Source organism: Enterobacter sp. C4G1, from assembly GCF_052886895.1.
Window position 1 is genome coordinate 2,776,200 of sequence record NZ_JBQVVV010000001.1, and the last position, 18,245, is coordinate 2,794,444.

20 protein-coding genes and 1 pseudogene are annotated in these 18,245 nt (G+C 57.8%); 12 read left to right on the forward strand and 9 right to left on the reverse strand.

Annotated features, from left to right (window positions below; translation table 11 throughout):
• Positions 1–3 precede the first annotated feature (3 nt).
• Positions 4–1,038 carry a molybdenum cofactor-independent xanthine hydroxylase subunit HpxD gene (gene hpxD, locus ACT9TW_RS13290; RefSeq protein ID WP_182060360.1) on the reverse strand — a complete coding sequence of 345 codons (1,035 nt, stop codon included), beginning with the start codon at positions 1,036–1,038 and terminating at the stop codon, positions 4–6.
• 17 nt (positions 1,039–1,055) lie between these two features.
• Positions 1,056–2,210, reverse strand: a complete 1,155-nt coding sequence (hpxO, locus tag ACT9TW_RS13295) for an FAD-dependent urate hydroxylase HpxO (protein WP_446492624.1) — start codon at positions 2,208–2,210, stop codon at positions 1,056–1,058.
• Between the two features lie 252 nt (positions 2,211–2,462).
• Between hpxO and uraD the strand changes: the two genes are divergently transcribed.
• Positions 2,463–2,963 (forward strand): 2-oxo-4-hydroxy-4-carboxy-5-ureidoimidazoline decarboxylase, encoded by a 501-nt coding sequence (uraD, locus tag ACT9TW_RS13300; protein ID WP_446492625.1) that lies wholly within the window; start codon positions 2,463–2,465, stop codon positions 2,961–2,963.
• Positions 2,960–3,283: a hydroxyisourate hydrolase gene (uraH, locus tag ACT9TW_RS13305; protein WP_217187058.1), complete on the forward strand. Its 324-nt coding sequence runs from the start codon at positions 2,960–2,962 to the stop codon at positions 3,281–3,283. The genes uraD and uraH overlap by 4 nt, the downstream gene beginning before the upstream one ends.
• Here uraH and guaD read toward each other — a convergent pair.
• Together guaD and ACT9TW_RS13315 are read right to left on the reverse strand one after the other, a co-directional pair.
• On the reverse strand, positions 3,263–4,579 hold the full coding sequence (guaD, locus tag ACT9TW_RS13310; RefSeq protein WP_446492712.1) for a guanine deaminase: 1,317 nt from the start codon (positions 4,577–4,579) through the stop codon (positions 3,263–3,265). The genes uraH and guaD overlap by 21 nt on opposite strands.
• Before the next feature lie 102 nt (positions 4,580–4,681).
• The gene (locus ACT9TW_RS13315) at positions 4,682–6,178 is read right to left on the reverse strand and encodes an NCS1 family nucleobase:cation symporter-1 (RefSeq protein ID WP_182060365.1); all 1,497 of its coding nucleotides are present in this window, start codon (positions 6,176–6,178) and stop codon (positions 4,682–4,684) included.
• A 144-nt stretch (positions 6,179–6,322) separates the two neighbouring features.
• On the opposite strand from ACT9TW_RS13315, the gene ACT9TW_RS13320 reads away from it, so the two are divergent.
• From ACT9TW_RS13320 to puuE, 3 genes are read left to right on the forward strand one after another with little or no spacing between them, the layout of a single operon-like run.
• Positions 6,323–7,039: a GntR family transcriptional regulator gene (locus ACT9TW_RS13320; protein ID WP_182060366.1), complete on the forward strand. Its 717-nt coding sequence runs from the start codon at positions 6,323–6,325 to the stop codon at positions 7,037–7,039.
• On the forward strand, positions 7,039–7,782 hold the full coding sequence (gene hpxA, locus ACT9TW_RS13325; RefSeq protein WP_446492626.1) for an allantoin racemase: 744 nt from the start codon (positions 7,039–7,041) through the stop codon (positions 7,780–7,782). Before ACT9TW_RS13320 ends, hpxA begins: the two co-directional genes overlap by 1 nt.
• A gap of 16 nt (positions 7,783–7,798) precedes the next feature.
• On the forward strand, positions 7,799–8,731 hold the full coding sequence (gene puuE, locus ACT9TW_RS13330) for an allantoinase PuuE (protein ID WP_446492627.1): 933 nt from the start codon (positions 7,799–7,801) through the stop codon (positions 8,729–8,731).
• Between the two features lie 57 nt (positions 8,732–8,788).
• Here puuE and ACT9TW_RS13335 read toward each other — a convergent pair.
• Positions 8,789–8,893 (reverse strand): annotated as a pseudogene (locus tag ACT9TW_RS13335) (AtzH-like domain-containing protein); the annotation flags it as partial.
• Positions 8,894–9,051: 158 nt separating this feature from the next.
• Here ACT9TW_RS13335 and ACT9TW_RS13340 point away from each other — a divergent pair.
• Together ACT9TW_RS13340 and ACT9TW_RS13345 are read left to right on the forward strand one after the other, a co-directional pair.
• Entirely contained in the window at positions 9,052–10,203 is a 1,152-nt protein-coding gene (locus ACT9TW_RS13340) for a hypothetical protein (RefSeq protein WP_446492628.1), read from the forward strand.
• The gene (locus ACT9TW_RS13345; RefSeq protein ID WP_315688269.1) at positions 10,200–10,508 is read left to right on the forward strand and encodes a DUF6966 domain-containing protein; all 309 of its coding nucleotides are present in this window, start codon (positions 10,200–10,202) and stop codon (positions 10,506–10,508) included. Before ACT9TW_RS13340 ends, ACT9TW_RS13345 begins: the two co-directional genes overlap by 4 nt.
• Before the next feature lie 152 nt (positions 10,509–10,660).
• Here ACT9TW_RS13345 and hpxZ read toward each other — a convergent pair whose 3' ends face one another.
• Genes hpxZ through ACT9TW_RS13365 form a run of 4 tightly spaced genes read right to left on the reverse strand, consistent with a single transcriptional unit; the run spans position 10,661 to position 14,220 of the window.
• Positions 10,661–11,047, reverse strand: a complete 387-nt coding sequence (gene hpxZ / locus ACT9TW_RS13350; protein WP_446492629.1) for an oxalurate catabolism protein HpxZ — start codon at positions 11,045–11,047, stop codon at positions 10,661–10,663.
• Positions 11,044–12,441 carry an AtzE family amidohydrolase gene (locus tag ACT9TW_RS13355; protein WP_446492630.1) on the reverse strand — a complete coding sequence of 466 codons (1,398 nt, stop codon included), beginning with the start codon at positions 12,439–12,441 and terminating at the stop codon, positions 11,044–11,046. The genes hpxZ and ACT9TW_RS13355 overlap by 4 nt, the downstream gene beginning before the upstream one ends.
• The gene (gene hpxX / locus ACT9TW_RS13360; protein ID WP_182060371.1) at positions 12,438–12,626 is read right to left on the reverse strand and encodes an oxalurate catabolism protein HpxX; all 189 of its coding nucleotides are present in this window, start codon (positions 12,624–12,626) and stop codon (positions 12,438–12,440) included. Before hpxX ends, ACT9TW_RS13355 begins: the two co-directional genes overlap by 4 nt.
• A gap of 10 nt (positions 12,627–12,636) precedes the next feature.
• Positions 12,637–14,220, reverse strand: a complete 1,584-nt coding sequence (locus tag ACT9TW_RS13365) for a gamma-glutamyltransferase family protein (protein WP_446492631.1) — start codon at positions 14,218–14,220, stop codon at positions 12,637–12,639.
• Between the two features lie 142 nt (positions 14,221–14,362).
• On the opposite strand from ACT9TW_RS13365, the gene hpxU reads away from it, so the two are divergent.
• From hpxU to ACT9TW_RS13390, 5 genes are all read left to right on the forward strand, one after another.
• A complete protein-coding gene (gene hpxU, locus ACT9TW_RS13370; RefSeq protein ID WP_446492632.1) occupies positions 14,363–15,202 on the forward strand; it encodes a MurR/RpiR family transcriptional regulator HpxU in 840 nt (279 codons plus the stop codon).
• A 202-nt stretch (positions 15,203–15,404) separates the two neighbouring features.
• A complete protein-coding gene (locus ACT9TW_RS13375; RefSeq protein ID WP_182060374.1) occupies positions 15,405–16,187 on the forward strand; it encodes a transporter substrate-binding domain-containing protein in 783 nt (260 codons plus the stop codon).
• A 3-nt stretch (positions 16,188–16,190) separates the two neighbouring features.
• Complete coding sequence (locus tag ACT9TW_RS13380; protein ID WP_446492633.1) at positions 16,191–16,856, forward strand: amino acid ABC transporter permease; 666 nt, start codon at positions 16,191–16,193, stop codon at positions 16,854–16,856.
• The gene (locus ACT9TW_RS13385) at positions 16,856–17,512 is read left to right on the forward strand and encodes an amino acid ABC transporter permease (protein WP_182063547.1); all 657 of its coding nucleotides are present in this window, start codon (positions 16,856–16,858) and stop codon (positions 17,510–17,512) included. Before ACT9TW_RS13380 ends, ACT9TW_RS13385 begins: the two co-directional genes overlap by 1 nt.
• Positions 17,493–18,230 carry an amino acid ABC transporter ATP-binding protein gene (locus ACT9TW_RS13390; protein WP_446492634.1) on the forward strand — a complete coding sequence of 246 codons (738 nt, stop codon included), beginning with the start codon at positions 17,493–17,495 and terminating at the stop codon, positions 18,228–18,230. The genes ACT9TW_RS13385 and ACT9TW_RS13390 overlap by 20 nt, the downstream gene beginning before the upstream one ends.
• Positions 18,231–18,245: the final 15 nt, after the last annotated feature.

Sequence of the window (18,245 nt, forward strand, 5' to 3'; positions counted from 1 at the left end):
CCGTCATACCAGGAAAAATTCGCCAAATCCCATCTTTTTCAACCCACGACGGTAGGCAATAGAGCTTCTGTCCGCAGGTATATGGGCTTCCAGGGTCAAATCCAGCGGCAGGCTTTCCGGGCGCTGGGTTTCCACCATCAGGCGATCTTCCTCAAAGATACGCAGGTTAAAGGCATGAACATCCTCCACCGGAATATGCAGGTCAACGTTGCGCGCAATAGGGGCGAACATCCGCGTTACGCGTGCTGACACGGGCGATGCAGCATTCATGATAACCAGCCGGGAATCGCCCGGAAAATGGATGGTTAGCGTGGCGGTAAACGGCAGATGCATTTCAAAATGACGCAGCCATTCGAAACCTTCTGGTGCCTGTACATCCGAACTGGCGGGGTAGTTACTCACCGAGCTCCAGTAATCGGCGACAAAGCCAAAGGCGGTCTCCTGCGGCTGATAGGCGGGCACCTGCTGGTTATCCGGGTCGGCAAAGGTGGATGTGTGGATCCACGCGAAATGGGCGACATCGAGAAACCCCTCGACCTGGCGACCAGCAAAACCGTTCACCTCAAACGCCGGGCAGTTGATCTGCTGAAAACCGTCGTCATCCCAGTGCGGCATGGTGGGCAGCGGCACCGGGTTTTCCGGGTCAAACGCCAGACAGGTCCAGATCAGGCCAAAGCGCTCTTCCACGGCGTAGTTAATCAGATTTAGTTTCGCCGGTACGGGCTGGTCGGGGCTGGAGGGAATACGGTTACAGCGGCCATCTTCCCCAAAGCGTAAGCCATGATAGGGGCAAATAATCCCGTGTTCATCGTGAAAGCCCAGCGTCAGCGGCACGCCGCGATGGGGACAAACGTCCCGGGCGACCACCACCTGATCGTTAATCCGGTAGATAACCAGCTGTTCATCCAGTAGGGTGGCTTTTACCGGTGCCGGGCCGATGTCGCACGCCCGGGCAACCGGGTGCCAGCATTTTGCCAGGCGCAGCCAGTCCTCTGGCTCAAACGTGCAATGGGCAGGTGGTGTTGGGTGTTTTATCATGGTTGTCCCTCCTGTGTTCAGCCTAATGGGCCACCCTGAATGGTGTCGCACAGACCGTTAATAATGCGCTCGCCGGTCTCTTCGCTGAGCTCCTGATACCAGGCCCGGGTCAGCGCCATATCTTTACCGTGTGTGATGTCGCAACGTTTGCGGGCTTTCAGCACCAGGTCGCGAACCCGGTCGCAGCGCAGCGCTTCGTACTGGCGCAGTGCCAGCGTAATGTTGTGGTTGTCGCGCACGCAGTCGCCCAGCACCACGGCATCCTCCAGGGCGGCACAACCGCCCTGGCCGATATCCGGCGTGGTGCTGTGTCCCGCATCACCCAGCAGCGCCACTTTGCCGCGTACCAGGCTGTCGAACGGCTCAATATCGTGGATTTCGATGCGGTTGGTCGTCTCAGGATCCAGCGCGGCGATAAGCTTCTGCACCGGCGGTGCCCAGTCGAGGAAATAGCCGCTGAGATCGGCTTTAAGGGTAAGACGATCTTCCGCCAGACCGGCCGGGAGCGGGACATCGAAAAAGAAGTAGAAGCGCCCGCCGGAAACCGGCATCAGCGAGACGCGCTTACCTTCTCCGACAAACGTGGTCCACTGGTGGGCAGGGGCAATGTCCTCGTCAATCTTCACCAGACCATTCCAGTTGACGTATCCGGCGTAGCGGCGTTCTGGGGTATAACCCAGCACGTACGGGCGCACCGCCGAGTGGCTACCGTCAGCGGCAATCAGAAAATCACCGGTTGCCGTGGTGCCATCGGTAAAGGTGACGGTCACGCCCGCGTCATCTTCACGGACGCGTTCAACGCGCTTGCCGAACTGCACTGCGTCTCGCCCCCAGAAATTGAGCATTTCGCGCTGCAATTCGGCTCGCGAGACAGGGCAGGGACGATCGCCGGTGCGCGCCACCAGCGGAGCAAGGCTAAAGCGGGTCAGGGTATCGCCGCGCAGGTGATCCTTATACGCCATAAAACGCATTGGCCCGCCGTAGGTTTCCATCATGTCGCCCATGCCAAGATGCTGCATACATTTCACCCCGTTGGGCCAGATGGAGATGGCCGCGCCAACGGGTTTGATCTCTTTCACGGCCTCAAAGACGGTACAGTCGATCCCGGCTTTCTTTAACGCCACGGCCGCGCTCAGACCACCAATTCCCGCTCCAATGACAATCGCTTTCATGCTTCTCTCCTTTTGCAGGGGGTAATGAGAGTGAGCAATTTGCGTACCAGGATGCAGAGTGAAGAAAAGGGCGTTGTGATGGGTCGTTATGCACTGCTAAGGTGCGTTATTACGGTGAGAGTGCCTGTTTATGAATCAATAATTTCCAGTTTTGCTATGTGGAATCGACTGTTTCACGCCCGGCATAAGAGTGGCGTGTTTTGTGCAATGTTTTGTGCAATAGGGCTGAAGGATGATTTCAACGGAGCGACCATGACAGCACTGCATGACTTTAATCAACAGCGATACGAAGACGCGCTGGCGCGCTTACTGCCCTGCGTGGCGATCCCCACCTGGGCCGAGGCACTGGTGCGCGGGCGTCCTTATCCTGGCCGGGATGCACTGTTTGACGCCGCCAGCTCGCTGGCACAGCGCTGGGATGAAGATGCCCTGACGCTTGCCCTGAGCGCGCACCCGCGTATCGGTGAGAAACCCGCGGGCACGCAGGCCGAGGCGGCGCTTTCGCGTCAGGAGCAGGGGGCCGTTAACGAAAGCGACGCGGCGCTCGCCCGGGCATTGCGGGAAGGCAACGCTCACTACGAGGCGCGCTTCGGGCGCGTGTTTCTTATTCGCGCGAAAGGCCGCAGCGGAGAAGACATTTTACAGGCGCTGGAACGGCGGCTGAAAAACACCGACGCGCAGGAAGTGCAGGCCGCACTGGAACAACTGCGGGAAATTACCTTATTACGGCTGGAAGGAGTGATTGGCGAATGAGCACCCTAAGCACCCATATTCTGGATATTTCGACAGGAAAACCCGCCCAGGGCGTAACCGTTCGTCTGGAACGAGACGGGCTGGTGATTGCCACCGGGACGACCAACAGCGCCGGGCGCATTACGGAATTCGTGGCGCACCTGCCGGCAGGCCGTTACCGGCTGGTGGCCGACATTGGTGCATGGTTTATCCAGACCGGGCGCGAAACGATTTACCCCTGTGCGCAGATTGATTTTGTCACTAAAGAGGCGGCAGACGAGCACTATCATCTGCCGTTTGTGATTGCCCCAGGCGGGTGGTCAACCTACCGCGGCAGTTGACCACACCTGTTCACCGTTGACCCAGGTTTCACTGATATTACGCTCGTCGCCGAGCGTCATCAGCACAAACAGCTGCTCGTAAATATCCTTGCAGCGCCCGTTACGCAGGCGCTGCAGCGGCGTAACGGCCGGGTCGATAACGATAAAGTCGGCCTCTTTGCCTGGGGCAAAATTGCCAATCTTATCGTCCAGCCGCAGGGCGTGTGCGCCACCCAGGGTGGCATGATAAAACGCTTCGCAGGCTTGCAGGCGGTAGCTCTGCAACTGGCCCACTTTGTAGGCCTCACCCAGCGTACGCAACATGCTGAAGGTGGTACCGGCCCCGACGTCGGTGCCTATACCCATTCGCACCTTATGCTGCCAGCAGGCGGGTAAACGAAACAGCCCGCTGCCAAGAAACAGGTTGGAGGTTGGACAAAACGCCACGGCAGAACCGGTGTCGTGCAGGCACTGCCACTCGCTGTGGTGCAGGTGAATGCCGTGAGCAAACACGCTGCGCTCGCCGGTCAGGCCGTAGTGGTGATACACATCCAGATACCGCTCATGCTCAGGCCACAGATCGCTCACCCACGCCACTTCGTTGGGGTTTTCGCTCAGATGGGTCTGCATCCAGGTGTCGGGAAACTCCTCTCTGAGCAGGCTCACTGCTGCCAGCAGTTCCGGGGAAGAGGTCGGGGCAAAACGCGGCGTAATGGCATAGCCTAAGCGCCCGCGGTGGTGCCAGCGCTGGATAAGCTCCCGCGTTTGCCGGTAGCTCTGTTTGGCGGTTTCAGTCAGGTAATCCGGCGTGTGCCTGTCCATCATTACTTTCCCGGCAATCAGCCGCATGTTGAGGCGTAATGCTTCGGTAAACAGCGCATCGACAGATTCGGGGTGCAGTGTGCAAAATACCAGCGCCGTGGTTGTGCCGTGGCTGACCAGCTGATTAATGAAAAACTCCGCGATCTCTTTCGCGTAGGTCTCATCGGCAAACTGGCTCTCCACCGGGAAGGTGTAGGTGGTCAGCCACTCCAGCAGTTGCTCGCCAAAGGCGCCAATCATCTCTGTCTGGGGATAATGGACGTGGGTATCGATAAAACCGGGCAGCAGTAGCTTGCCGCGCAGGTCGGTGTAACCTTTGTGAGGGTCAAGGTATTGCTCGCCCTCCTGCCAGCTCATCTGCGCCAGAATTTTGCCGTTGTGAATAAACAGCAGCCCATCGTCAAGGTAGCGGGCGTGGCGGGGGATAGCATCTGCGCTGTCGCAGACCTGGGCAATATCGAAAAATGCACCGCGGATCGCTGTCTGGTAATCCATCATGGTTCCTGCCTTATTGTTTGCGTAGCGGGGTCAGGAGAATGAGCAAAAAGGATGCCAGCTTGAGAAAGGCCGCAGAAGGTCTGCGGCCAGGTGAAAGGATTACTCTTTTTGCGTCGCCACGCGGGAGTTGAATTGCGGGGCGGCAGCCGCTTCGCGGTCTTCCCGCGCCAGCCAGCGGTAAGTCACACCGCCCAGGAAGACGCCGATAAACCAGCTAAAGTTCGCCACTTCATGCAGGGCCGGGATAAAGCTAATCACCAGGCCTACGGCAACGGACGGGAGCAGTGCGCCGATGGCTTTCGGGTTAAAGCCGTTGCGATACCAGTATTTCCCTTTTGGCGTGTCGTCGAACAGGTCATCTACAGAGATTTTCCCGCGCTTAATCAGGTAGAAGTCGGCAATCAGGATGCCGAACAGCGGGCCGATAAAGGCGCCGAGCACGTCCAGGGTGTAGTGGATAAGCTCCGGAGAGTTGAACAGGTTCCACGGGGTTAACAGGATCGAGCCGACAGCGGCAATCATCCCCCCGGTGCGGAAGCTGATTTTCTGCGGCGAGCAGTTAGAAAAGTCGAACGCCGGGGAGACAAAGTTCGCCACAATGTTGATCCCGATGGTGGCGGTGATCATGGTCAGCAGGCCAATCGCCACGGCCAGATCGTTGCCCACGCGGCTAACGGTTTCAATCGGGTCGGTTATCATGCGGCCAAACAGCGACTGCGTGCCGGAGACAATCACCACGGTGACGATGGAAAACAGCAGGAAGTTAAACGGCAAGCCCCAGCGGTTTCCACGGCGAATTTCGCCCATGCTTTTGCCGTAGCGCGAGAAGTCACCAAAGTTGAGCAACGGTCCGGAGAAATAGGACACCACCAGTGCCGTAGCAGTGATCATCTGCCAGGTTTGCTCGCCTGCGCTCAGGGATTTGCTGGCGAGGGTAAAGGAGATCCCGTCAAAACCCGTCTTGTATACAATCCAGCCCGCAAGCGCCAGCATCACCACATAGACCGCCGGGCCGGCAATATCGATAAAACGCTTAATGGCGCTCATACCGTGCCAGAAGACCATCGCCTGCAATACCCACATAATGGAAAAGCAGATCCAGCCCAGATGCGACAGGCCAAGGAACGCACCGGTAGTGAGCGCCGACAGTGACGGCCAGAACTTCAGCGCCACCAGCATCAGGGCGTTGGCGGCCAGGTAGGTCTGAATACCGTACCACGCAAAGGCGATAAGCCCGCGGATCACCGCCGGAATATTCGCGCCAAAAACACCAAATGCCTGACGGCTGATCACCGCATAAGGCACGCCCGCCATCTGGCTCGGTTTTGCCACCAGGTTGGCGCACAGCTGCACAATACAAATCCCTATCAGCAGGCAAAGCAACACCTGCCAGCTGGCCAGCCCGAGCGTAAAGAAGCTCGCGGCAACCACATAACCCCCCATGCTATGCACGTCGGACATCCAGAAAGAAAAGATGTTGTACCAGCTCCAGTTCTGGTCACGCGTTGGTGCCAGATCCTCATTGCAAAGCCGTGGGCTGTAAACCGCACCGGAATCAGCGGCCGAACCTTGCTGCGCGTTTTGTGTATTTGGCATGAAACCTGCTCCTGTGAATGAAAACCCGTTAAGTGGGAGTGCAAACGGTGTTGCAGGATCCAGGCCAAAATAATAAATCTTGTATGCAATATTTTATTTTTATGTATACGATCCGATAGCGAAAAGTAAAAAATGGAGTGGGTAATGAACAACGTAAACAGTCTGCACGCCGCGCCAGACCTGCAAGACAAAGACGAATCCATCTTTCAGGCGCTGATGACCGCGATTGTCGAACATCAGTTGCTGCCGGGGAGTAAATTGCCGGAAGAGGCGCTGGCCGAAGTCTTCGGCGTGAGCCGCACGGGCATCCGCAAGGTGCTGCAACGACTCGCCGCTGTGCAAATGGTCACGTTAACGCCCAAACGTGGTGCACATGTCGCCAGCCCGACGGTAGAAGAGGCACAGCACATCTTTCGCACGCGCGCCCTGCTGGAGGTCGCCAACCTGCCGGACGTGCTGGCCCACTGCCAGTCGCCACATCTTGCTGCACTAGAAGCCATCATTGCTCAGGAGCAGCAGGCGCACGAGGCGTACGACGGCCCGGCGGCAATCCGCCACTCTGCCAATTTCCATATCCAGCTTCAGGCCATTTCCGGCAACCAGGTGCTGACGGAGATGGTGACAAGCCTTAGCCAGCGTTCATCGCTGGTGATTGCCGCGTGGGGCGCGCCGTGGCGTCAGGGTTGCCGCTGCAACGATCACGAACAGCTTGTGGATCTGCTGCGCCAGAAAGCGCTCCGGCCACTCAGCGATGCCTTAATGCACCATTTTGAACATATCGTCGCCAGCCTCTGTTTTGAACGGGCGGGCGAGTGCCTTCCTGATTTTGCCCGGCTGTTTGCCGGCCACAAGGAGTCGTAATGTCGTCTGTCTGTATACAAGTGATCAATCCCAATACCAGCCGTGGAATGACGGAAACCATCGGCGCGGCAGCGCGCGCGGTGGCAGCGCCGGGCACGGAGATCCTCGCGGTCTGCCCGGATGAAGGTGTGCCCTCGATTGAAGGCCATTTTGATGAAGCCATTGCGGCCGTAGGGGTGCTCGAACACATCAAGAAAGGCAGGCAGCAGGGCGTGGATGGCCACGTTATCGCCTGCTTTGGCGATCCGGGTTTGCTGGCGGCGCGCGAGCTGGCGCAGGGGCCGGTGATTGGTATCGCAGAAGCCGCAATGCATATGGCGACGCTGGTGGCGACACGCTTTTCCATCGTCACCACGCTGCCGCGTACGCTTGTCATCGCCCGGCACCTGCTGCACCAGTATGGCTTTCATGATCACTGCGCGGCCCTGCACGCGATCGATCTCCCGGTGCTGGCGCTGGAAGACGGCAGTGGTCTGGCGCAGGAAAAGGTACGCGCACGCTGTATCCAGGCACTGAAAGAGGACGGTTGCGGCGCCATTGTGCTGGGGTGTGGCGGTATGGCAACGCTTGCGCAGGAGCTGACGCGCGAGCTGCATGTCCCGGTGATCGACGGCGTTAGCGCGGCGGTGAAAATGGTCGAATCGCTGGTGGCACTTGGGCTATCCACCAGCAAGCACGGCGACCTGGCGTTCCCGGAAAACAAAGCGTTAAGCGGTAAATTTCAGGCACTGAATCTATTTTAATTATGAGGGGGCCACAATGGCGCTTTTTGAACAGGATTACCCGCGGGATCTGCGTGGCTACGCAGGCAACCCGCCGCACGCGCAGTGGCCGCAGCAGGCGCGTATTGCCGTGCAGTTTGTGCTTAATTACGAAGAAGGGGCCGAAAACCACGTACTACACGGTGACGCCGGATCGGAACAGTTCCTGTCAGACATCATCGGCGCGGCCAGCTACCCGGACAAACATATGTCGATGGACTCTCTCTACGAATACGGCAGTCGCGCCGGGTTCTGGCGGATCCACAACGCTTTCAGCCAGCGCGGCCTGCCGCTGACGGTCTTTGGCGTGGCGATGGCGCTGGCGCGTCATCCCGATATTGTCGACGCCATTAAAGCGGCAAATTACGATGTGGTCAGCCACGGCTGGCGCTGGATCCACTATCAGAATATGGATATCGACCAGGAGCGTGAGCATCTGCAAAAGGCGGTGCATGTGATGACCGATCTGTTCGGCAAACCGCCGACGGGCTGGTATACCGGGCGCGACAGCCCCAACACTCGTCAACTGGTGGCGGAACACGGCGGTTTTGACTACGACAGCGACTACTACGGCGACGATTTACCCTTCTGGACCGAAGTGGCGTGCAGCGACGGTACCCGCAAACCGCACCTGATTGTGCCTTATACGCTGGATACCAACGACATGCGCTTTGCGACCGCACAAGGATTTAATACCGCCGAGCAATTTTATACCTACCTGAAAGACAGTTTTGATGTGCTGTATGAAGAGGGGGAAAGTGCGCCGAAGATGATGTCCATCGGGATGCACTGCCGCCTGCTGGGACGTCCGGGGCGTTTTCGCGCGCTGCAACGGTTTCTCGATTATATCCAGCAGCACGACAAGGTATGGGTCTGCACCCGCCAGCAAATTGCCGACCACTGGCGGGAAGTGCATCCGTTTCAGAGATAGCGGTGTCGTATTGTGCCGGGTGGCGGCTGCGCCTTACCCGGCCTACGACTCTCCACTTTACACCATCAAACTCACCTGCGCCGCCACAATCCGCCAGCCGTACGGGAAACGCACCCACGTTTGCTGCTGGCGGCCAATGCTTTCTGTGCCCACCTGGGTAAATCTGGAACCTAAAAGAACGGCCTGATGTTGGTCGCTCCGCTAGCCATTTTCTGGTGTATCCACCACAGGGACATTAGGCTTTTTTTGCCTGAATGATTGATTTTTCGTCAGTTCAACCGGAAAATCCCTGTACTTTAAATGGGCAAGGAAGGAACCGGATGTTCACGCTCTACATGAGATGGGAAGCCCAGCGAACACTGGCGCCGAATGATATTCAGTTCATCCTCACGCCACGTGAAGCACTCGAGATGGCGAGCATATTTTACGAACTGGATTACCTGGAATACGACTACCAGCGTAACCCCCTATGCCGTAACAGCGTCCCGAATCGACGACAAGGCGTTCACCATCGCCACGCGACGCAGCCCTATAAACGCAAGCAGCGTTCCGAATATGACGGACTCTATGATGAAGTGAAATGGAATCTCGATCACGGCTGGATGGTCGGCGTGAACACGGGGGAAAAGTGGGATAAGTATTGCAATCCGTTCTCCTTCGATGACGACAGTAATCTGGTTTATGACTGTTTTATGGACACCTACGGCGAGAGTTTCCCGCAGGAAGTACGCCGGATTTACGAGTATGTTCTGAACGAACACCAGGGTAGAAAGCCCGCTCCGACCGTTAAACAGCACTATTCCGACGCCCCATTACAGCACGCGCAGGCAGCGAAAACCATCAACAACAAAGCAGCGGGAAGGCTTCTTGCTGCAGGTGGCATCTACAACGGTAACATAGAGGGATTTCATGAGACCGCACAGCAGCTAGGCGGCGATGCTCCAGCAGGTTACGATCAGGTTATGGACAACAAAGGGCTAATCATTGCTGGCGCTTCTGTTGTTGCGGGTCTTGGTCTTGGTCGATTAGGGACTGCTGGTGAGATTAACGATCTCCACGTTCTGGGAAAAGTCGAGGGTGAATACTCGATGATAAAGCTCGGACCATTACCTAAAGAGCTAGCAGAAACGTTTTCCAGTGGTACATACAAGGAGATCTCTCTATCAACAGATACAAGTTTTTATAGAAGTGGTGTTGAGGGCCGACCATTAGGTCAATTTTTCGGATATGAACAACCTCAAGGAGTACTTCAAACCAGGGTAGATAAGGCACTGCTACCTAAATGGCCCAATGGAAGTGAATCTCCTCTTGATAGCTATCACGAGATTCAAATACCCGCAGGAACAAAAGTATATGTTGGAAAGGTAGGTTATCAAACAGACCTTTATTCCGGTGGAACTGAGCAAGTTATAGTACCTACACCGTGGAAAATACCTGGCATTAAGATACTTGGACGTGGTGGTTTGAAATGAAAAATGAAATAAAGAAAACGGTAATTGATATTATCACCATACTGTCCTCAAATGATGAGGACTCTTGGGCAAAAACTTTTGAAAAACTGGGCTTCGAACTCGATGTTGATTATGAGTCATCCATTTACTCATTGAAGAAACTTTACGGTGGAATGGGATCATTTAACGATATTGTTCTTCATAAAAATGGAATACCTCTAATTCGAGAAAATGACGAGTTAGAAGATTTGAGACACATACTCTACAAGCAACTCGACCATGCCATCGGCTTGTTAAAGCAGGTGAATTACCATAACGGCTTATAACCTGCGTCGCAAAAATCGCTCAGGGCGATTTCCCGCCCTGAGCCGCAAAAGAGTATGGATCCCCTCGTCACGAGCGGAGGGACTTATGCAACAACAACTGGGAGTTAATATCTCAAGGGTAGCCTGGGGATGTAACTGTAAGCATCTTTTCATCACACCATCAAACTCACCTGCGCCGCCACAATCCGCCATCCATACGGGAAACGCACCCACGTTTGCTGCTGGCGGCCAATTTTCTCCGTCCCCTCGCGGGTAAATTCGGTGCTGCATACCGCATAATCGGCCCCGAAGGTGGTGATGACCGTATGACGCAGGGTTCTCTGCAACCCGGCGGAAGGGCGCGCCGCACGAAAGGCGCGGATTTCATCAATCCCGTACAGGTTTTCACCTGCGCCCAGCCGCACCGTGTTTTTGTCGTGCCAGAACAGTTCATCCAGCACTGCAATGTTGTTGCTCACCAGTGCATCTTCGTAGCGGTAAAACGCGGCCGTGACCTCAGCAACCACCCACGGGAGGTTTACGTCATCATGATTCATCATTGTGCTATCTCCGCAGGGCGGGCATCGGTTATCCCGCTTGCTTCCAGTACCCGGGCCACGCGCAGGCAGGCCTGTTCATTAAACGGTGCGGCAATCAGTTGCAGGCCAATAGGGGCACCGTCTGCCGTGCGCAGGGGCACCGTGGTGACGGGTAAACCCAAAAACGAAATCGGCTGAGTCAGCATTCCCATACTGGCGCGCACCGGCAGTGGCTGGCCGTTAATCTCCATGGTCTGCTCACCAATCAGCGTGGCGCTACGAGGTGTCGCCGGAGCAATCAGCACATCGGCGTAGGAGAATAACGTTTTAAACGCCTGCCGGGTGTGGGCGCGAAAACGCTGGGCCTGAATGTACCAGGCGGATGGGATCATCGCCCCTGCCAGTAGCCGCTCGCGGGAGTGAGGCTCAAATCGTGCGGGCTCGCTTCGCAGCGCAGGCAGGTACTGATTTCCCCCTTCGGACGCGCTGATGATAAACGCCGCTGAGCGGGCAAGCTCTGCGTCGGGGAACAGCAGTTCATCGTGCGCCTCGAGCGCTTTCGCCACCCGTGCAACGGCAGCCCGGGCGTCGGCGTCACACCATGTGCTGAAATAGCCGCCCAGCACCGCACAGCGCAGGCCTTCCAGACCGCGATCCAGCAGCGGGCGGGTTTGCTCTCGTGAGCTGTCGGCCTGAAAACTGTCGCTGGTGTCGCGGCCTTGCAGCGCATCGTATACCGATGCCAGGTCGCTCACGCGGCGGGCAAACGGCCCGATATGATCCAGGCTTGCAACGAACGGATGGCTGCCGGAACGTGACAGGCGGCCAAAGGTCGGTTTCAGGCCATATATCCCGCACAGGGAGGCCGGTACGCGAATCGAGCCGTTGGTGTCAGTGCCGAGCGAAAAATGGACCAGCCCGGCGGCGACGGCCGCAGCCGATCCCCCGGACGATCCTCCCGCAATGCGCTTCAGATCGTGCGGGTTATGCGTTGCGCCGTAGTGGCTGTTTTCGGTGGTAAACCCGTAGGCGTAAGCATCCATGTTGACCATCCCGGAAAGCAGCCCGCCCGCACTGCGCAGCTGGCGTACCGCAAAGCTGTCGGCGGCAGCAGCAGGGCGCTGGCTGAACAGTTCAGCCCCGGCGAGGGTGGTGTGCCCGGCGACATCAAACAGGTTTTTGACCGCGTAGGGAATGCCCGCCAGCGGCGGCAGGGGGCGCTTTTCCCGACGCAGGGTGTCGATATTCTCGGCTTCTGCCAGCATTCGTTCGGCGGTGATCGTCGTCCACGCGTTGAGCTGTGGGTTGATGCGGGTAATGGCATCCAGCGTCTGACGGGCGATTTCACCGGCGCTCAGCTCGCCGTTGCCAAGCGCCTTCTGGATAGCGCTGATACTCATCTCGTGTAGCGTCATGCTTTGTATACTCCTGCAATCTCCTGGCGGTCATCGAGCGGTAACGCCATCAGCGGTGCGGCCATGCTGGCTATGCGGCTGAACTGCAACTGAAGCTCCGCCCGACGGGCGTCATCCAGTTCAACGCCCAGCACGGATTCCATCTGCGCAAGGTATGCGCTCCAGTCGGGTGGTGTGGTGTTCATGGTTATCTCCTCAGTATCCGGCGGCAGAGCCGTTGCTGCGTGGGTCGAATGCCCCTTCAAGCAGGCCGTTGGGATGGCGAACAATCGCCCCCGCGTGCCCCATGGCTTCGCTAAAGTCCGGGAACACTTCTGTTTCGTGGCCCAGCGCCTGCAAGCGCGCGAGCGTCTGCGATGAGACGCGTCCTTCCAGTTTTAAGGTGTCGGAAGTTTGTCCCCAGGTGCGTCCCAGCAGCCAGCGCGGCAGGCTGATGCTCTCCTGAAGCGGCACACCCTGCACCACATAGCGGGTGAACAGCGCCGCCTGGGTTTGCGGCTGTCCGTCTCCTCCCATCGAGCCATAGACCATCACGCGCCCGTCGTGCAGGCGTGCGGCTGCCGGGTTCAGGGTATGGAAAGGCTGTTTACCCGGAGCCAGCGCCAGAAGATGAGCCGGGTTGAGGCTGAAAGAGGCTCCCCGGTTTTGCCAGACGATCCCGGTATCCGGCAGGACCACGCCGCTGCCGAACTCGTGATAAATACTCTGGATAAACGAGACAGCAAGCCCGCTTTTATCGATTACCCCCATCCAGACCGTGTCGCCGGGGCCTTTACCGGTGCCCCATTGGGCGGCCTGGCTGTCGTTAACCCGCGCAGCGAGCGCGTCCAGCCCGGTGGGGGCCAGCAGACGCTGGATATCGGTTTTCAGTTCCCGCGGATCGGTGATGTGGGTATCGCGCAGGCCAAAAGCCAGCTTGGTGGCTTCGACGATGCGGTGGATCGTGGTGGCTTCGTCGGCATCTGCCATCCCCAGCCGGTCGGTTATCCCGAGTATCGCCAGCGACACCAGCCCCTGCGTCGGCGGGGCCAGATTCCAGACCTCACCCTGCTGATGCTGCAATTTCAGCGGCGTGGTGCGCCGGGCGACGTGCGCGTTCAGGTCTGCAAGGGTCACGGGCAGACCGAGCTCCTCCATTCCACTGGCCAGACATTCCGCCAGCGGGCCACGATAAAAGCTGTCCAGACCTTCGTCCGCCAGGCGTTTCAGGGTGGTGGCCATCGCCGGTTGGTAAAAACGGCTCCCGGCCTGAGGTGGTTTACCGTCGATAAGCCAGGTTTCTGCAAAACCAGGCAGGTCTTTAAGTTCGTCAAATTTACTCGCCGTGGCGCTGGCCTGCGATGCGGTGACCGGCGTGCCGTTTTGCGCGTAGTCAATGGCATCTGCCAGCAGGCGCGCCAGCGGCAGCGCGGTGCCATGCATTTCCTGCGACACCTTAAGGGCTTCGTCCCAGCCGCTGACCGTTCCGGCCACGGTCAGCGCCGCGCGCGGGCCGCGATGGGGGATCTGCGTCAGACCATCATAGGCCGCAAGCGTCGCCAGCGAGCCTGCCGCGCCGCTGGCGTCAATGGCAATGGGTTCACCGCCGGGCGGGGCGATAAGCCAGAAGCCATCGCCGCCGAGGCCATTCATATGCGGGTAAACCACCGCGATGGTGGCTGCGGCGGCCACCATCGCTTCAATGGCGCTGCCGCCTTCGCGCAGAATCGCCAGAGCGCTCTGGCTGGCAAGATGATGGGGCGCTACGGCCATTCCGTGTGTTGAGACATTACTGTGCATGGGGAGTCCTCATGACCCTGAAAGTCACAAGGTGCTGCAAAAGCTGTTCCAGTTCTGAAAGAAAAGTTTCAGTAAACTGGCACGGATAATGAAACGTATAATAAAAGGCAAAATGTGATGAAACAAAAGTTACAGAGGCGCTATGGAACAGTTAGATGAACGTCTGAAAGCACAATACCCGTCGCTGTCGCCGCAAGAGCAGCGCGTGGCCGATTTTATCTTCGATCACTTTGACGACCTTATTAGCTATAACAGCGCCGAGCTGGCGCAGCTTAGCGGGGTGTCGAAAGCCACGGTGAGCCGTCTGTTTAAGCGCCTGGGCTATGAGAAATATAAAGACATGCGCGATGAACTGCGCACGCTGCGCCAGAGCGGGATGCCGTTAACCGACAACCGCGATGCGGTGCAGGGCAACACGCTGCTGGCGCGCCACTATAAGCAGGAGATGGCGAACCTGACCCAGTGGGTGAATGCGCTTGATGCGCAGCAGTTTGCCGAGGCCATGGCCTGCATGGTGAAGGCACAGCGGGTGGTGATTATCGGGATGCGCAATGCGTATCCGGCGGCGCTGCACCTGCGCCAGCAGCTGTTACAGGCCCGCGGGCAGGTGCTGGTGCTACCCCAGCCAGGGCAGAGCCTGAGTGAAGAACTGGTGGATTTAACCGCCGACGATCTGGTGGTGATGATGGCGTTTCGCCGCCGCCCGCGCATTATCCGCCCGCTGATGCAGCAGCTTCAGAGCCGTGGGGTTCCGGTGCTGCTGATGTGCGAGCCGCAGGCCCACAGCCTGTTCCCGCTGGCGAGCTGGCAGCTCTGCGCCCCGCTGGACAGCGTATCGGCCTATGACAGCTACTCTTCGGTGAACAGCCTGATTAACCTGCTGGCGAACGCCTTCCTGCATGAGATCCTCGATAAAGGCCGCCCGCGTATTCACGAGATAGCCTCCCTTTATCAGCAGCTGGATGAGCTGGAGCAACGATAATGGGGCGTCAGGCTGGTGCTTTGCATTAAATTGGTGCAATGAAACGGGGCGAAAAGGCCAGTTCTTTTCGCCCCGTTGTTATTTATTCCTCGTGACATCTGCCTTTCAAACAAAATTTGCCGTTTTGCTTCGCCTGGCACATTAGTTGCAAAAGTTAATTCAACGAATCTTTTGTTTCATGCTAACGTAACGGGTAAACACCATGAAAAAACTGTTGATTGCACTGGCCGGGGCCGCTTGTCTGTTCACACAACTGCCAGCAAAAGCTGACCAGCTTCAGGATATTGAAAAGCGCGGTACGCTGCGCATCGCCGTCCCGCAGGACTTCCCTCCGTTCGGCTCGGTGGGGACCGACCTCCAGCCGCAGGGTTACGACATCGATATGGCGCGCTATCTGGCAAAACAGATGAAGCTCAAGCTGCAACTGGTGCCGGTGACCAGCGCCAACCGCGTACCGTATCTGCAAACCGATAAGGTGGATCTGGTTATCTCAAGCCTGGGTAAAAACGCCGAGCGTGAAAAGGTGATCGACTTTAGCCGCGCCTATGCGCCTTTCTTCCTCGGCGTATTTGGCCCGAAAGGGGCTGAGCTGAAAGATGCTGCCGCGCTGAGCGGAAAAACCATCGGCGTGACGCGCGGTGCGGTGGAAGACATGGTGCTGACCAGCCTGGCGCCGAAAGATGCCGATGTAAAACGCTATGAGGACAACAACACCACGCTGTCGGCCTACCTTTCCGGTCAGGTGCAGTATGTGGCGACCGGCAACCTTGTGGTGGCGGCGATTTCACGTCAGAACGCGGATAAAGCGCCGGTGCCGAGCTTTATGCTGAAAGACTCACCGTGCTTTATCGGCCTGAAGAAAAACGAACCGGCCCTGAAAGCGAAAGTGGACGCTCTGATTGAGCAAGGGATCAAAGACGGCACGCTGAATGGGCTGTCTGAGCAATGGCTGAAAGCGCCGCTGCCGGCAAACCTTGGCGTATAAGGCATGTCTGAGCAACTGCATTTTTCTGAGCTCTGGCCGCACTGGCCGGAGCTGCTGGCAGGGCTGTGGGTCACGATTCAACTGACCGTACTGGCGACCCTCGGCGGCCTGGCAATCGGTATTTTCGGGGCGGCCATTCGCAGCGGGCGGGCGACGTGGTTTAGCCGGGTCTGGGGCGGTTACGTGGAAATCATCCGTAACACGCCGTTTGTGGTGCAGCTGTTTTTTATTGTTTTTGGCCTGCCGAATATGGGGCTGAAAATGACCGCCGGGGAAGCGGCGCTGCTGGCGATGGTGGTGAATCTGGGGGCGTACAGCACCGAGATCATCCGCGCGGGTATTCAGGTCACGCCAAAAGGGCAGTGGGAAGCCGGGCGGGTGCTGGGGTTAACGCGTTTGCAGACCTTTATCCGGGTGGTGTTACCGCCCTCGTTGCAGCGCATTTATCCGGCGCTGGTGAGCCAGTGCATCATCGTGATGCTGGGTTCGTCGGTGGTGTCGCAGGTTTCTTATGAAGAGCTGACCTTTGCCGCCAACCTGATCCAGTCCAGAACCTTTCTGAGCTTTGAGGTGTATCTGGTGACCACCGGGATTTACTTAGTGCTGTCGATTACCCTGCGCCAGTTGATGATGGCGGCAGGACGCAAATGGCTGGGGGTGCAGGCATGATGACCACCTTTACGGACTGGGACATTATTCGCAATCTGCTGCTCGCCGGGCGCTGGACGGTACTGCTGTCGCTGGTGGCGTTTGTCGGCGGGGCGGTGGTGACGCTGCCGTTGTTGCTGCTGCGTATGACGGGCGGGCGCACGGTAAAACACCTGATCCGCGGCTATATTGAGCTGTTCCAGGGCACGCCGCTGCTGATGCAGCTGTTCCTGGCCTTTTTCGGCGTGGCGCTGTTTGGCATCGATGTTTCAGCCTGGACCGCCGCGTCGCTGGCGCTGACGTTTTACACCAGCGCCTTTTTGCTCGACATCTGGTTTGGCAGTATTCGTGCGCTGCCAAAAGGGCAGTGGGAAGCTTCGCGCTGCCTGGGGTTGAGCTTTGGTCAGACTCTGTTTCGCGTGGTGGCGCCGCAGGCGTTACGCATCGCTATCGCCCCCACGGTGGGGTTTGCCGTGCAGGTGATTAAGGGCACTGCGCTGGCATCGATTATCGGTTTTATCGAGCTGACAAAGGCCGGGACGATGCTGACCAACGTGACCTACCAGCCATTTAAAGTCTTTGCGCTGGTAGCGCTGGGCTATTTCATTCTGTGTTACCCGCTGTCGCGCTACAGCCGTTATCTGGAGACTAAATTCAATGCCTCTCATCACCATTAATCAGGTGCAGAAGTTTTACGGCGATAACCACGTGCTCAAGGGCGTGGATCTGGATATCGACATGGGCCAGGTCATTTCGATTATCGGGCGTAGCGGGTCCGGCAAAAGCACGCTGCTGCGCTGTATCAACGGCCTGGAAGGGTATCAGGACGGCAGCATTAAGCTCGGCGGCATGACCATTACTGACCGTGATTCCCAGGCGCGTGAAATTAGCCGTTCGGTCGGGATGGTGTTCCAGAACTTCAACCTGTTCCCGCACATGACCGCGCTGGAAAATGTGATGCTCGCCCCGCGCCGGGTGCTGAAGAAAAGCGCCGCCGAATGTCGGGTGCTGGCGCAGCAGATGCTGGAGAAAGTCGGCTTAGGCGATCGCCTGGACTATTACCCGTCGAGCCTCTCCGGGGGCCAGCAGCAGCGCGTGGCCATTGCCCGCGCGCTGGCGATGACGCCAAAAGTTTTACTCTGTGACGAGATAACCTCCGCGCTTGACCCGGAACTGGTGGGCGAAGTGCTCAGGGTGCTGGAGCAACTGGCGGCAGAGGGGATGACGCTGATCCTCGTCACCCATGAAATGAATTTTGCCCGCGAAGTGGGCGACCGCGTGGTGTTTATGCATCAGGGGAAAGTGTGGGAGCAGGGCGACAGCAAAACGCTGTTTGCTAACCCGCAGACCACTGAACTGAAACAGTTTATCTCCTCCGTGCGCGGCCTCAATTAACCTAAGGACACAAAG